This window comes from Saccharopolyspora sp. NPDC050389, from assembly GCF_040655595.1.
Taxonomy (GTDB): Bacteria; Actinomycetota; Actinomycetes; order Mycobacteriales; family Pseudonocardiaceae; genus Saccharopolyspora.
On the sequence record NZ_JBFAKG010000105.1, the window covers coordinates 17,338 to 31,449 of the forward strand.

14 protein-coding genes are annotated in these 14,112 nt (G+C 72.0%); 10 read left to right on the forward strand and 4 right to left on the reverse strand.

The window, feature by feature from the left end; all coding sequences use genetic code 11:
• Positions 1-93: 93 nt before the first annotated feature.
• Entirely contained in the window at positions 94-753 is a 660-nt protein-coding gene (locus tag AB0I53_RS41840) for a copper homeostasis protein CutC (protein WP_358614768.1), read from the forward strand.
• Here AB0I53_RS41840 and AB0I53_RS41845 read toward each other — a convergent pair.
• A complete protein-coding gene (locus AB0I53_RS41845; protein ID WP_358614770.1) occupies positions 743-1,408 on the reverse strand; it encodes a hypothetical protein in 666 nt (221 codons plus the stop codon). The genes AB0I53_RS41840 and AB0I53_RS41845 overlap by 11 nt on opposite strands.
• 147 nt (positions 1,409-1,555) lie before the next feature.
• On the opposite strand from AB0I53_RS41845, the gene AB0I53_RS41850 reads away from it, so the two are divergent.
• Entirely contained in the window at positions 1,556-3,556 is a 2,001-nt protein-coding gene (locus AB0I53_RS41850) for a beta-N-acetylglucosaminidase domain-containing protein (protein ID WP_358614772.1), read from the forward strand.
• A 13-nt stretch (positions 3,557-3,569) separates the two neighbouring features.
• Here AB0I53_RS41850 and AB0I53_RS41855 read toward each other — a convergent pair whose 3' ends face one another.
• The 3 genes from AB0I53_RS41855 to AB0I53_RS41865 all read right to left on the reverse strand — a co-directional run bounded on the left by AB0I53_RS41855 (position 3,570) and on the right by AB0I53_RS41865 (position 4,978).
• A complete protein-coding gene (locus tag AB0I53_RS41855; protein WP_358614774.1) occupies positions 3,570-3,812 on the reverse strand; it encodes a PspC domain-containing protein in 243 nt (80 codons plus the stop codon).
• 109 nt (positions 3,813-3,921) lie between these two features.
• Complete coding sequence (locus AB0I53_RS41860; RefSeq protein WP_358614776.1) at positions 3,922-4,479, reverse strand: suppressor of fused domain protein; 558 nt, start codon at positions 4,477-4,479, stop codon at positions 3,922-3,924.
• On the reverse strand, positions 4,445-4,978 hold the full coding sequence (locus AB0I53_RS41865) for an SRPBCC family protein (protein WP_358614778.1): 534 nt from the start codon (positions 4,976-4,978) through the stop codon (positions 4,445-4,447). The genes AB0I53_RS41860 and AB0I53_RS41865 overlap by 35 nt, the downstream gene beginning before the upstream one ends.
• Positions 4,979-5,039: 61 nt before the next feature.
• Here AB0I53_RS41865 and AB0I53_RS41870 point away from each other — a divergent pair, with 61 nt between their 5' ends.
• The 8 genes from AB0I53_RS41870 to AB0I53_RS41905 all read left to right on the forward strand — a co-directional run bounded on the left by AB0I53_RS41870 (position 5,040) and on the right by AB0I53_RS41905 (position 14,012).
• Complete coding sequence (locus AB0I53_RS41870; protein ID WP_358614780.1) at positions 5,040-5,618, forward strand: TetR/AcrR family transcriptional regulator; 579 nt, start codon at positions 5,040-5,042, stop codon at positions 5,616-5,618.
• A gap of 45 nt (positions 5,619-5,663) precedes the next feature.
• Positions 5,664-6,551: a MoxR family ATPase gene (locus AB0I53_RS41875; protein ID WP_358614782.1), complete on the forward strand. Its 888-nt coding sequence runs from the start codon at positions 5,664-5,666 to the stop codon at positions 6,549-6,551.
• Positions 6,552-6,656: 105 nt separating this feature from the next.
• Positions 6,657-7,808 carry a VWA domain-containing protein gene (locus AB0I53_RS41880; protein WP_358614784.1) on the forward strand — a complete coding sequence of 384 codons (1,152 nt, stop codon included), beginning with the start codon at positions 6,657-6,659 and terminating at the stop codon, positions 7,806-7,808.
• 155 nt (positions 7,809-7,963) lie between these two features.
• Positions 7,964-9,082, forward strand: coding sequence for an XdhC/CoxI family protein (locus AB0I53_RS41885; protein WP_358614786.1), 1,119 nt, complete (start codon positions 7,964-7,966; stop codon positions 9,080-9,082).
• Between the two features lie 123 nt (positions 9,083-9,205).
• Positions 9,206-9,772, forward strand: coding sequence for a (2Fe-2S)-binding protein (locus tag AB0I53_RS41890; protein WP_358614788.1), 567 nt, complete (start codon positions 9,206-9,208; stop codon positions 9,770-9,772).
• Positions 9,769-12,201 carry a xanthine dehydrogenase family protein molybdopterin-binding subunit gene (locus tag AB0I53_RS41895; RefSeq protein WP_358614790.1) on the forward strand — a complete coding sequence of 811 codons (2,433 nt, stop codon included), beginning with the start codon at positions 9,769-9,771 and terminating at the stop codon, positions 12,199-12,201. Before AB0I53_RS41890 ends, AB0I53_RS41895 begins: the two co-directional genes overlap by 4 nt.
• Positions 12,198-13,052 carry a xanthine dehydrogenase family protein subunit M gene (locus tag AB0I53_RS41900; RefSeq protein ID WP_358614791.1) on the forward strand — a complete coding sequence of 285 codons (855 nt, stop codon included), beginning with the start codon at positions 12,198-12,200 and terminating at the stop codon, positions 13,050-13,052. The genes AB0I53_RS41895 and AB0I53_RS41900 overlap by 4 nt, the downstream gene beginning before the upstream one ends.
• A 192-nt stretch (positions 13,053-13,244) precedes the next feature.
• A complete protein-coding gene (locus AB0I53_RS41905; RefSeq protein WP_358614793.1) occupies positions 13,245-14,012 on the forward strand; it encodes an SRPBCC family protein in 768 nt (255 codons plus the stop codon).
• Positions 14,013-14,112 lie beyond the last annotated feature (100 nt).

Below are 14,112 nucleotides of genomic sequence, written 5' to 3' on the forward strand. Positions count from 1 at the left end.
GTGAGTCTTTTGGGTCGCTATAGCAGCCCAAAAGACTCACGGCCCCGTGCCTGCGGGAACGTCGCGGCCTGGAGGTGTGGCTACCCTGCGGGTGTGGGAGCGCTGCTGGAAGTGATCGTGTTGGACGCCGCCGAGGCCGAGGCCGCTCAGGCCGGTGGCGCCGATCGGCTGGAGCTGGTGCGGGATCTGGCCGCTGACGGGCTCACGCCGGAGTCGGCGACCGTGCGCAGCGTGCTCGCGGCGACAGACCTGCCGGTGCGGGTCATGGTGCGCGATACGCCCGACTTCGCCGCCGATGTCGAGGCGCTGCGGCGGCGGGTGGGCGAGCTGCGGGAGGCCGGGGCGCGGGAGTTCGTGCTCGGGTTCCTCGACGCCTACGGCCAGATCGACGTCGGCGCGACCCGAGATGTGGTCGCCGAGCTCGACGGTTGCCCGTGGACCTTCCACCGCGCGGTCGACCACGCCGCCGACTACCGGCTCGCCTGGGACCACGCGGTGTCGCTCGGCCCGGACACCGTGCTCACCGCCGGTGCCCCCGGCGGCGTCGACGATGGCCTTGCCGACCTGCGCGAACTCGCCGCGCGGCAGGACATCGACGGCGTGGCGCTGCTCGTCGGCGGCGGCCTGCGCCAGGAGCACGTCGCAGACCTGCGGGCCGCCGGGGCCCGCGCCTTCCACATCGGCACCGGCGCCCGCGTCGACGGATCGGTGCGGGCGGAGCGGGTGCGCAGCTGGCGCGAGCTCATCTCCTGAGCGTCGCGGCCATCGCGATCAGCCAGACGAAACCGGGGAACCGGGTCAGCGGGATCAGGTAGGTGAAGGCCGGTGCGACCAGCGTCAGCGTGGACAGCACGCCGAACGCCGCGACGACCAGGCCGAGCCAGCCGATCCAGCGCGGCCCGCGCCGCATGATGAGCACCGGCACCGAGAGCCCGGCCGCCAGCAGCCCGAAGGTCGCCGCGTAGGCCGGCCCGCCGAGGCCGAAGGACACCTGGTGGGCCAGGTGCATCGCGTCCGGGCTGCTCAGCACGACCGGGCGTGAGACGGCCCACTGGAACAGCCCGCTGAGCATCGTGAATCCCGCGCTGAGCACGCCGCCCACGAGCGCGATGTAGGTGCCGGGCACGGATGCGCCGGTGGCGCGCAGGCGGTGCACCGCGGTCGCTGTGAACACCAGCAGCGGGAAGGCCGAGGCGAGCTGGAAGAACCCGGCTACCGCCGCCGCCTCGCCGTGCGCCGAGAGGTAGCGCTCGACGATCTCCGGAGCTTCGAAGGGGCTCGGGTAGGTCACGCCGCCCGCCAGCGCGGTCGAGACGACAAGGCCGGCGAGGAACAGCGCGACGAAGACGATTCCGACGATCAGCAGCGGCGGGCCGACCTGCCGGGACGGGGCTTGCTGGGTGTTCATGGCTATCGGCACCCATCGGATATTATTCGGTTCACAAATCATTTTTAACACGAATGATTTCGACACGTCCAGTCACGGGTGCGGCGGCGGCCGACAGCGGCGTGTGATGTCCTGTGGGCCGGTGGCAGTCCAGGTGAGGTAGGGGTCATGCTCGGTCGAAACGTCCGGCGGCCGGCAGTGGTCGCGACGCTCGTGTGTGCGGTGTTGGCGGGCTGCACGAACACCACGCCGCAGGCGCCGACGCCGACCGCGCCACCGCCGCAGTCGCTACCCGCGACCGGGCTGCCGCAGGTCACCCCGCAGCCGCAGGAGATGCAGCGGCTCGGCGACGACATCCCGGTTCAGGGCAAGGTCGAGCTGGTTGTCGATCCGCTCGTCGACCAGCCCACCCGCGACCTCGCGTCCCAGGTGCTGCGGCTCGCCGGGGCCAGCGACGTAGTGGTGCGCGAACCCGGCCCGCCGTCCGAGGGGGCCGTGCTGAGCATCCGCATCGGCGAGCGGACTTCGCCTTCGGTGGTGAAGGGCCTGCAGGAGCTGGGCTTCGCCGCGCCCGCGCCGCTGCCGCCCGAGGGCTACGTGCTGGCCGGCCGCGGCGGCAACAGCCCGGTCCTGTTCATCGGCGCCTCCGATGCGGCCGGCGCCTACTACGGCGTGCAGACGCTGCGGCAGATCGCCTCGCCGGGCCGCCTGGCCGGGGTCGGCATCGTGGATCACCCGGCCATGCCGCTGCGCGGCACCGTCGAAGGCTTCTACGGCCCGCCTTGGACGCACGCCGAGCGCATGGACCAGCTGGCCTTCTACGGCGACGTCAAGATGAACACCTACATCTACGCGCCCAAGGACGACCCGTACCACCGGGAGAAGTGGCGCGAGGCGTACCCGGCCGACGATCTCGCCCAGGTGAAGCAGCTGATCCAGCAGGCCAAGGCGCACCACGTGAAGTTCACCTTCGCGCTCTCCCCGGGCACCTCGATCTGCTACAGCGACGACGCGGACTTCCGCGCGCTGCTGGCGAAGCTGCAGACGGTGTACGACGAGGGCGTGCGCGACTTCTCCGTGCCGCTGGACGACATCTCCTACACCCGCTGGAACTGCGCGGGCGACCAGGCGAAGTACGGCACGCCGTCCGAGGGCGCGGCAGGGCGGGCGCAGGCGGAGCTGCTGAACCGCGTGCAGCGCGAGTTCGTCGACACCCATCCCGGCGTGGCGCCGCTGCAGTTCGTGCCGACCGAGTACTCCGACGTGGAGGATTCGGCTTACAAGACGGCGATCCGCACGGCGCTGGACCCGCGCGTGCTGGTGATGTGGACCGGCGACGGCGTGATTCCGCGCCAGATCACGGTTTCCGACGCGCAGCAGGCCGAGAAGGTCTGGGGTCGCAGGCTTTTCCTGTGGGACAACTACCCGGTGAACGACTTCGACGGCTCCGTCGGGCGGTTGCTGCTCGGCCCGTACGAGAAGCGCGAGCAGGGATTGAGCGGGCAGCTCGTGGGCGACGTGTCGAACCCGATGAACCTGGCGGCGGCGAGCAAGGTCGTGGAGCTCGGTGCGGCCGATTTCGCGTGGAACGACACGGCTTTCGACCCGCAGCGGGCCTGGCGGGCGGCGGCCGAGTACCTGGCCGGGAAGCGGGCGGCCGGCGAGCCGGGGCTGGTTGCCGACCCGGCGACGGCCGACGCGCTGATGGTGTTCTTCGACCTGGAGCACATGGCGCCGCTGCCCAGCGGCCGGCCGTGGCTGCCGCCGGCGCCGGAGTTGGCGCGGCGGATCCAGGAGTTCCGCGCGGGCTGGGAGAGCGGCGACCGCGCGGGCGCGGTGGAAGCGCTGCGCGGCTACGCGCAGGCGATCGCGGATGCGCCGGAGCGGATCGGGCAGGGCGCGCCGGCGGACTTCGTCGTCGACGCGAAGCCGTGGCTGACGGCGACCGATCTCTGGGGCGACGCGCTGGTGGCCACTGTGGACGGTCTGCGGGCGCGGGCGAACGGCGACGAGGGGAGCACCTTCGAGCACTTCGCCACGGCGCGGCAGCTCGCCGACCGGGCCAGGCAGATCCGCACCTTGCCCGGCGAGGTCCGGCCCCAGGGGCAGGCGCTGGTCGCCGACGGCGTGCTCGACACGTTCATCGAACAGGCGCCCGGCATCCGGTGACGTCGAGCGCCGGTCACTCCTGCGGGACGAGGACCCAGCAGACGAGGTAGATGACGATGCCGGCGCCGAAGCCGAGCAGCGTGGCGGCGACCAGTAGGACGCGGAGGATCGTGGCGTCCACGTTGAGCCCCTGGGCGGTGCCGGAGCAGACCCCGGCGATCATGGCGTCTTCCCGGCTGCGGCGGAACTTCCGCACCGGAGACTCGGTGGGGGCGGTGGTCTGGGTGCTGCCGGTGGTGGAGAAGTTCTCGGTCATGCCTCCAGCCTGAGCCCCGGAGGGGCTGGAGGCCTCGGGGTACAACCCCGACCCGACCCGGATTCGTCCACCATCGGCCCCTGAGGTGCCGGTTCTTTGGCGCTGGAGGTCAGGCGGCGGAGGGGCGGTGGATGTCGAGCAGGTTGGAGCTGTGCCGCTCCCAGCAGTCGTACAGCGCGTCCCGGCCGTAGCGGGCCACCAGCTGGGCCTCGTCGCGGGTGATCGGGACCAGCGTGATCAGCTGGAGCACCGGCTCGCCCGCCTCGTCGAGCAGGACGTCGAACGAGTCGCCGAGGTAGGGGTGCGGCGCGGCGAGCGCACCGCAGATCTCGGTGTCCGGCAACAGGATCCGGTCGTTCATGATGAGCGCGCCGTAGCCGACCCGGCTGTTGCTCTCGGTCAGCAGCTCGGCGATCACGCCGGTCAGGTGCCGCGCGTAGATCTCCTGCTCCGCCTGCAAGGTGCACACGAGCTCCTGCGGCAGCGGCGCTCCAGCCGTGCGCTCGCGCAGGCCGCTGGTCAGCACCGAGACGTGCGCGCCGTCCGGGTGGTCGCAGTAGACGAGGTGGTAGCCCCGATCGCGCCCGCCCGCCTCCCGGCTGTCGGCGCCGCGGACCCGGCCGACGTGCGTCTCAACGTGTGCGGGGAACCCGCTGAACCGGCTCATGCACCACCCTCCGAAACCTCCGCGATCCTACGGATACGAGCAAGCGCACCAACCACGACCAGCGAGCCGGTGCGCGGACGGTGCCGGTGGTGTTCCGCTCGGCGCGGTCGAGGCTGTCTTCGAGCGCCGCGTCATGCAGTGGCCGCCAGAGGATCGGCCAGGTGATTCGCGCCGGGCCTCGGGCGTGCATGGACAGCAGGTGGTGCAGCGAGGTGCCGTCGGATTCGCGGTGCACGGTGAATTCGTGGATCCCGTCGAAGCCGCGCGGCGCGGTGAAGCGGAACCGGATCCAGCGGCCGGGCACGTAGGCGACGACCTGGTAGCGGATCGGCCCGTGGCCGCCGGTGGCGCCCACGCCGAGCGGCCGGTCGAACCGCATCGCCGGCCACCTGTCGTGCGGCCACAGCTCGTCGTGCGGGCTCGCCAGCGAGTCAATCAATGCTCCGGCGGCGTCCTCGTCGACCGGTAGCCGCCTGACGTGCAGATTCCGGATGGCCATCGCGGTCCTCCCGTTTTAGAGGGTTCTCTCTACAATGGTATTGGAGCATATCCTCCAATACATGGGTAGGCCCGCCCGGCACGATGCCGACCGACTCCTCGACGCCGCCGTCTCGCTCGCCGCCGAAACCGGGCCGCGAGGGGTGACGATGGCTGCGGTCGCACGGGCGGCGGGCGCCCCGAGCGGCTCGGTCTACCACCGCTTCCCGGACCGGACCGCGCTGCTGTCGGCGCTGTGGCTGCGCACCGTGACTCGGTTCCAGGAAGGCGTGTTCGCGGTGCTCGACGGACCGCCGGAGGACGCCGGCGTCGCGATGGCGCGCCACGCGGTCGAGTGGTGCCGCGAGCACCCGGACGAGGCGCGGGTGCTGCTCGCCGGGCCTGGGGACTTCGGGCTGTCGGAATGGCCCGGGGCGGCCCGCGAACGCTTGGCCGCGGGCAACGCGCGGCTGGAGAAGGCCCTGGCCGACCTGGCTCGGCGGCTCGGGACGACCGACGAGCGCGGGCGGTCCCGAGTCCTGCTCGCGGTGGTCGACCTGCCCTACGCCGTGGTGCGGCGGTACCTGGTGCGCGGCGAGCCGATCCCCGCCTTGGAGGTTGACACAGTGGGCGACGCGGTTCGGGCCCTGCTCGCCGGATGATCGGATGATCGCCTTCGGGCCGGTGATTCGCATACGCTCGGCGGCATGGCGGTGGATGACGCGCTCGACATGAAGTCCCCGGCCGAGGTCGCGACTGCGCTGGACGACACCGGGTACCTGCCCGACGAGGGCATCGCGACGGCGGCGTTCCTGGCGATGCGGATGCGTCGCCCGCTGCTGTGCGAGGGCGAGCCCGGCACCGGCAAGACGGCGCTGGCGCAGGCGTTGGCCGTCGCGCTCGGGGTGGACCTGATCCGGTTGCAGTGCCACGAGGGCATCGACGCCGCGCAGGCGCTCTACGACTGGGATTTCCCGCGCCAACTGCTGCACCTGCGCACGCTGGAGGCGGCTTCCGGAGGCGAGCTGGACGCCGACGCCGCCGAATCCTCGCTGTACACCCCGAGATTCCTGCTGGCGCGGCCGTTGTTGCGCGCGTTGCAGGAGTCGCCTTGCGTGCTGCTGGTCGACGAGATCGACCGCGCCGACGACGAGTTCGAGGCGTTCCTGCTTGAAGTGCTGTCGGAATACGCGGTGACCATTCCGGAGTTCGGAGTGGTGCGGGCGCCGCAGCCGCCGATCGTGATCCTGACGTCCAACCGGACCCGCGAGGTGCACGACGCGCTGAAGCGCCGCTGCCTCTACCACTGGCTGGAGCACCCGGACCTGGAGCGGGAGGTGGCGATCCTGCGGCGCCGCCTGCCGGGCCTGGACGCCCGGCTGGCGGAGCAGGTGGCCGCGGCGGTGCAGCGGATGCGGCAGATGGAGCTGCTGAAGCCGCCGGGCGTGGCCGAAGCACTGGACTGGGCGCAGGCGCTGCAGGCGCTCGACCATGACGAACTGGACACGGAGACCGCCGCGACCACGCTGGGCGCGGTGCTGAAGTACCGGGAGGACGCCGAACGGGTCCGCGCCGCGGGCATCGTGGCGCCCTGACGCGGAGAGGATCTGCAGTCGCGCACGGGGTCGTGAGTGTTTTGGGTCGCTATAGCAACCCAAAACACTCACGACCCACCGAAACCGACGGTTCAGGAGGGGCCGATGGAGCACACCGCGACCGGCTTGGTCGGCTTCGCCCGCGCCCTGCGGCACTCCGGGATGGCCTGCGGCCCCACCCGCGTCCAGGCCTTCCTCGCCGCCACCGAGCACGTCGGCCTCGACGACCGCTCCGCGGTCTACTGGGCCGGCCGGCTGACGCTGTGCTCCGAGCCGGACGATGTGCCCCGCTACGACGCAGCCTTCGGCTGCTGGTTCGGCGGCGCTGCGCTGCCCGCCGAGTCGCCGGGCCGTCCGCTGCCGCGTCCGGCGCGGATCGCTGCGCTCTCCGCGGCCGATGGCGGCGATCAGGACGGCGACGCGGACAAGCCGCTTGCCGCCGCCGCCAGTGACGCGGAGGTGCTGCGCCGCCGTGACCTCGCGGAGCTCGGTGTGGCGGAGCGCGAGCACCTGCGGCGCATGCTCGCGGTGCTGCGCCCCGAGCCGCCGTCGCGGCCCGCGTTGCGGCATCGCCGCAGCAAGCGCGGTGCACTCAGTTCGCGCGCGACGCTCCGGGAGCTGCTGCGCTCCGGTGGCGAGCCGTTGCGGTTGCGTCGCCATAAGCGTTCTCGGCGGCCGCGTCGCGTGGTGTTGCTGATCGACGTTTCGGGTTCGATGAGCCCGTATGCCGATGCGCTGATGCGGTTCGCGCACGTCGTGGTGCGGCGTTCGCCCGCCAGCACCGAGGTTTTCACGTTGGGCACCCGGATGACGCGGGTGAGCCGGCAGCTCCGGCAGCGCGATCCGGAGGCCGCGCTGCTGGCGGCTTCCCGCGCCGTGCCGGACTTTTCGGGTGGCACCAGGCTCGGTGAGACGCTGCGGGTCTTCCTGGACCGGTGGGGGCAGCGGGGCATCGCGCGTGGTTCCGTCGTCGTGCTGTTCTCCGACGGCTGGGAGCGCGGCGATTCGGCGGAGCTCGGCGAGCAGATGCGGCGGTTGCGGCGGTTGGCGCGGGCGGTGGTCTGGGCCAACCCGCATGCCGGACACGACGGGTACCAGCCGGTGCAGTCCGGGATTGTTGCGGCCATGCCGCACGTTGACCGGATGGTGGCGGGGCACAGCCTGCGCTCGCTGGAGGACGTGTGGTCGTGGGTGCGCCGGTTGTCCCAGCCGGGGCTGGCGCCGGAGGAGCGAAGTGTCGGTTTCAGGCAGAGCTGACCGGGAACGCCCGGCGTCGGTTTCGGGCCGGGCCGTCGTTGCGCGCGCAGGCAGGTGGCCCGGTGCGGTGAACGGCCCGTTCGCCGCGCCCCCGGAGCTCGGCTCCGGCGGAATTTGTGCAGCGCCGGGAGGCGCGGAGGAAGCGGAGGTGCGCTGTGCGTGACGTGCTGGACGAGTTGACCAAGCGGTGGGAGTCGGGCGAGGCCGTCGGGCTGGGCACCGTGGTCGCGACGTTCCGGTCGGCCCCGCGGCCGCCGGGGGCGTCGATGCTGGTGACCGCCGGCGGCGAGGCGGTCGGCAGCGTCTCCGGCGGCTGCGTCGAGGGCGCGGTCTACGAGGAGGCCACCGGCGTGCTGGAAGGCGCCGATCCGGTCCTGCGGCGCTACGGCGTCAGCGACGACGATGCCTTCGCGGTCGGCCTGACCTGCGGCGGGATCCTCGACGTCTTCGTGGAGCGGGTGGATCGCGAGACCTTCCCGGAACTCGACTCCGTCGCCACCTCGGTCCGCGCCGAGGAGCCGGTCGCCGTCGCCACCGTCCTGGAGCATCCCGAGGAATCCAAGGTCGGCTCGCACCTGCTGGTGTGGCGCGAGCGCACCAGCGGCAGCCTCGGGTCGACGCGGATCGACGACGCGGTCGTCGACGACGCGCGCGGCATGCTGGCCAGCGGCCGCAGCGGCGTCATCGAGTACGGCCCGGAGGGTCAGCGCCGCGGCGAGGGGCTGCGGGTGTTCGTGAATTCCTTCGAGCCGCCGCCGCGGATGCTGGTGTTCGGCGCGATCGACTTCGCCGCCGCGATGGCCAGGATGGGCGCCTTCCTCGGCTACCGGGTCACGGTCTGCGATGCGCGGCCGGTGTTCGCCACGCACAGCCGGTTCCCGGGCGTGGACGACGTGGTGGTCGACTGGCCGCACCGCTACCTGGAGGCCGAGGCGGAGGCCGGACGGCTCGACGAGCGGACCGCGGTCATGGTGCTCACCCACGACCCGAAGTTCGACGTGCCGGTGCTGGAGGCGGCACTGCGGCAGGACCTCGGCTACGTCGGCGCGATGGGCTCCCGCAGGACCCACGAGGACCGGCTGCGGAGGCTCCGCGAGCAGGGCCTCACCGAGGCGGAGCTGGCGAAGCTGTCCTCGCCGATCGGCCTCGACCTGGGCGCGCGGACCCCGGAGGAAACGGCGGTGTCCATCGCGGCCGAGCTGATCGCGCTGCGCTGGGGCGGCCGCGGCGTGCGGCTCTCCGAAGTCGAGGGACCGATTCACCATCACTCGTGAGCGCGCTTGCCCGCGTTCGATCGGCGTAGCAGGCTCTCGGAGTGACCTCCGTCACCCGGGCGGAGCAGTCTGTTCCCGACCGTCCGCGCACCGCGGGCCAGTTCCTCCGAGGAGGCCGCCCAAATGCCGCGCATCACCGTCAACGTCGACGGCACCCACTACACCGATGAGGTCGAGCCGCGCATGCTGCTCGTCCAGTACCTCCGCGAACGTCTCGGCAAGGTCGGCACCGTCGTCGGTTGCGACACCAGCAACTGCGGCGCGTGCACCGTCCACATGGACGGCCACAGCGTGAAATCGTGCTCGGTGCTCGCGGTGCAGGCCGACGGGCACGACGTCACCACCGTCGAGGGGCTCGCCCAGGACGGCCTGCTGCACCCCGTGCAGCAGGCGTTCCACGACAACCACGCCCTCCAGTGCGGGTTCTGCACGCCCGGGATGATCATGCAGGCGCTCGACCTGCTCGCCGAGGTGCACGATCCCGACGACCAGCAGATCCGGGAGGGCATGGAGGGAAACCTCTGCCGCTGCACCGGGTACCAGAACATCGTCCGCGCGGTCCGCGACGCGTCGCAGCGCATGCAGCCTGGCGCCGGGCCGGCCGTCGAGCACACCGAAGACACCCCGATACCTCGAACGCCTGCCGACGAGCAGGTCGAGACGAAGGTGACGGGAGGTCGGCAGTCATGACATCGGTCCTGGAACCCGAACTCGGGCGCGCCCGCAAGCGCAAGGAGGACGCGCGGCTGATCACCGGCCGCACCCGCTGGACCGACAACCTGACGCCGATGGGCACGCTGCACCTGGCGATCCTGCGCAGCCCCGTCGCGCACGCTCGGATCACCTCGATCAACACCGACGAGGCGCGCCGGATGCCGGGCGTGTCGGCGGTGATCACCGGCCGGGACATCGCCGACGAGCAGGGCAGCCTGCCGTGCGCGTGGCCGATCACCGAGGACATGAAGGCCCCGGCGGCGCCCCCGATGGCCGTGGACACCGTGCGATTCGCCGGCGAAGCCGTGGCGGTGGTGGCGGCGCGCAGCGCGGCCGAAGCGCGCGACGCGCTGGATGCCATCGACATCGACTACGCGGAAATGCCGGTCGTGCTCGACATGGAATCGGCGCTGCAGGCGGATTCGCCGCTGGTGCACGACGAACTGGGCACCAACCGCAACGCCACCTGGACGTTCGACTCGGCCGAGGCCGGCACCGGCGGCGACGTCGCGCAGGCGTTGAGCGGCGCGGAAGTTCGCGTCGACCGCACCTTCCGGCAGCAGCGGTTGATCCCGGCGTTCATGGAGCCGCGTTCGGTGGTCGTCGATCCGACCGGCGAGCAGATCACCATGTGGTCGGCCACCCAGGTGCCGCACATCCTGCGGCTGATGCTGGCGATGTCGCTCGGCGTGCCGGAGCAGAAGATCCGGGTCATCGCGCCGGACGTGGGCGGCGGATTCGGCGGCAAGCTCCAGGTGACGCCGGAGGAGTTCATCGCCTTCGTGCTCGCCCGCAAGCTGGGTCGGCCGGTGAAGTGGACCGAATCACGTTCCGAGACCATGGTTTCCGCGCACCACGGCCGCGACCAGATCCAGAAGCTGTCGATGTCGGCGACCCGGGACGGCAAGATCACCGGGCTGAAGGTGGAGTTGCTCGCCGACATGGGCGCCTACCTGCGGCTGGTCACGCCGGGCATCCCGATCCTGGGCGCGTTCATGTTCAACTCGATCTACAAGATTCCCGCCTACCACTTCAGCTGCACCAACGTGTTCACCAACAAGACCCCGACCGACGCCTACCGCGGCGCCGGGCGGCCGGAGGCGACGTTCGCCATCGAGCGGATGATGGACGAGCTCGCCGCCGAACTCGGCATGGATCCGATGGAACTGCGGCGCAAGAACTGGATCGCGCACGAGGAGTTCCCGTACGACACGGTCGCCGGGCTGACCTACGACTCCGGCAACTACGAGGCCGCCACCGACAAGGCGATGGAGCTGTTCGGCTACCAGGCCTTGCGCGCGGAGCAGGAGGAGCGGCGGCGCTCCGGCGATCCCGTCCAGCTGGGCATCGGCATCTCGACGTTCACCGAGATGTGCGGGCTGGCGCCGTCGCGCGTGCTGGGCTCGCTGTCCTACGGCGCCGGCGGCTGGGAGCACGCGTCGATCCGGGTGCTGCCGACCGGGAAGGTGGAGGTCGTCACGGGCACCTCGCCGCACGGGCAGGGGCACGAGACGGCGTGGAGCCAGATCGTGGCCGACCGGCTCGGCGTCGCGTTCGAGGACGTCGAGGTGCTGCACGGCGACACGCAGGTCGCGCCCAAGGGCATGGACACCTACGGGTCGCGATCGCTGGCCGTCGGCGGCATGGCGGTCGTCAGCGCCGCGGACAAGGTCGTCGAGAAGGCCAAGAAGATCGCGGCGCACCTGCTGGAATGCGCCGAGGACGACGTCGAGTTCGCGTCCGGGCGGTTCGGCGTCCGCGGCACCGACCGGGGCACCGCGCTGGCCGAGGTCGCGCTCGCCGCCTTCGCCGCGCACGACCTGCCGGACGGCGTGGAGCCGAGCCTGGACGCCGACGCGACGTTCGACCCGGAGAACTTCTCCTTCCCGCACGGCACCCACCTCTGCGCGACCGAAGTGGACACCGAGACCGGGCAGGTCAAGATCCGCAAGTACGTGTGCGTCGACGACATCGGCAGCGTGATCAACCCGCTGATCGTCGAGGGCCAGGTGCACGGCGGGCTCGCTCAGGGTATCGCGCAGGCGCTGTACGAGGAGGCCGTCTACGACGAGACCGGCACGCTGACCACCGGGACGCTGGCCGACTACCTGATCCCGTCGGCCTCCGACCTGCCGGAGTTCGTCACCGACCGCACCGAAACCCGCGCGACGTCGAACGCGCTGGGCGTCAAGGGCGTCGGCGAGGCGGGCACCATCGCCTCGACCCCGGCGGTGGTGAACGCGATCGTGGACGCCCTGCGGCCGATGGGCGTGGACGACGTGGAGATGCCGTGCTCGCCGCAGCGGGTGTGGCGGGCCGTGACCGGTGCCCGCGGCAGCGGCGCCACCGCGCCGGAAGCCGGCGGCGGACTCGGCTCGATGGACGCACAGGGAGGCAACCGGTGATTCCCGCCCAGTTCGAATACGTCGCACCCTCCACTGTGGAGGAAGCGGTCGCCGCGCTCGCGGCGGCGGGAGAGGACGCCAAGGTGCTGGCCGGCGGGCAAAGCCTGCTGCCGGTGCTGCGGATGCGGCTGGCCGACCCGGGAACGGTCGTCGACCTCGGCCGCATCGCCGAGCTGCGCGGCGTGCGCGAGGACGGCGACGCACTGGTCATCGGCGCGATGACCACGCACCACGACGTCATGCGCGATCCGCTGGTGCAGCAGCACGCGAAGCTGCTCGCGCTGGCCACCCGCACCGTCGCCGACCCGCAGGTCCGCCACCGCGGCACCTTCGGCGGCTCGCTGGCGCACGCCGACCCGGCCGGCGACCTGCCGGCCCCGGCGCTGGTGCTGGACGCCGAGATGGTGCTGGCCGGGCCGTCCGGGCGGCGCGTGGTGCCCGCCGCGGAGTTCTTCGTCGACTACTTCACCACCGCGCTGGAACCGGACGAGCTGCTGGTCGAGGTGCGGATGCCGAAGTGGACGGGGTGGAGCGCGCACTACGAGAAGTTCAACCGCGTCGCCCAGGCCTGGTCGATCGTCGGCGTGGCCGCCGCGGTGCGGGTGGCCGGCGGAACGATCGCCGAGGCCCGCATCGGGCTGACCAACATGGGGCCGACGCCGATCCGGGCCCGCGGCGTCGAGCAGGCGCTGGTCGGTCAGCCTGCCACGGCGGAGGCGGTGCGGGCGGCGGCCCGGCACGCCACCGAGGGCACCAGCCCGGCGGCCGACTCCGGCGCGGACGTCGACTACCGCGAGCACCTCGCCGAAGTGCTCACCGGCCGTGCCGTGCTCGCCGCGGCGGGCGGCTAGGCGGTCGCGCGGATTGCGGGGCGGTGGTTTCGAGCGAAACCGCCGCCCCGCTCGGCGCCGGGCCCCGATGATCCGAATGGGGTATCGGACAACCGCTGCGGCTGGGAAGCTGTTGGTGGACTGTGAAACGCAGCTTCTTCAGGAAGGACGGCTCATTCGAGCCGAGCTCGGTCGAACCAGGAGGACCCTCCAGTGCAGATGCAGCACCAGTTCAGCGTTCCGGTGCCGGTCGACGTGGCGTGGAAGGCGCTGCTCGACCCGGAGCGGGTCGCCCCGTGCATGCCCGGCGCCACGCTCACCAAGGCAGAGGGCAACGAGTTCGCCGGCTCCGTCAAGGTCAAGCTCGGCCCGGTCACGCTGCTCTACAAGGGCACCGGAACCTTCAAGGAGGTCGACGAGGCCGCCCACCGGGTGGTCATCGACGCCAGCGGCAAGGACTCGCGCGGCAGCGGCACCGCCGCGGCGACGGTCGCCGCGGTGCTCAAGCCGGAAGGCGACACCACCGCGGTCACGGTGGACACCGACCTGAAGGTCACCGGCAAGCCGGCGCAGCTCGGCCGCGGCCTGATCTCCGAGGTCGGCGGCAAGATCCTGAACCAGTTCGCGGCCAACCTCGCGAAGCGGCTCACCGAGGAGGAGCCGGCGGCACCGGCAGAGGAGGCCGCGGCATCCGGTGGTGAGGAGAAGGCCGAGCCGTCGGCGACTGCCGAGGAGAAGGCGAGCTGGCGGGTGACGCCGGCTGGCAGCCACGACACGGCGTTCACCAGCACGGCGAAGGAAGAGCCGGCGCGCAAGGCGGACGCGGTGGTGACCGGCGGCGCGGCGCCGTCGGACGAGGCCATCGACCTCCTCGGCACGGCAGGAGCGCCGCTCCTCAAGCGCCTGGCCCCGGTCGCGGTCGCGGCAGTGGTCCTGGGCCTCGCGTTCCGCATCATCCGCCGCCGGCGCCGTCGCCGCTGACCGCTTCGCGAGAACCTCAGCGGCGGTTGCGAACGCAGCCGTGAGTCTTTTGGGCCGCCGAGCAGGCTCGCCAAGCGTTCCGCAGCGGCCCGGGGGGCCA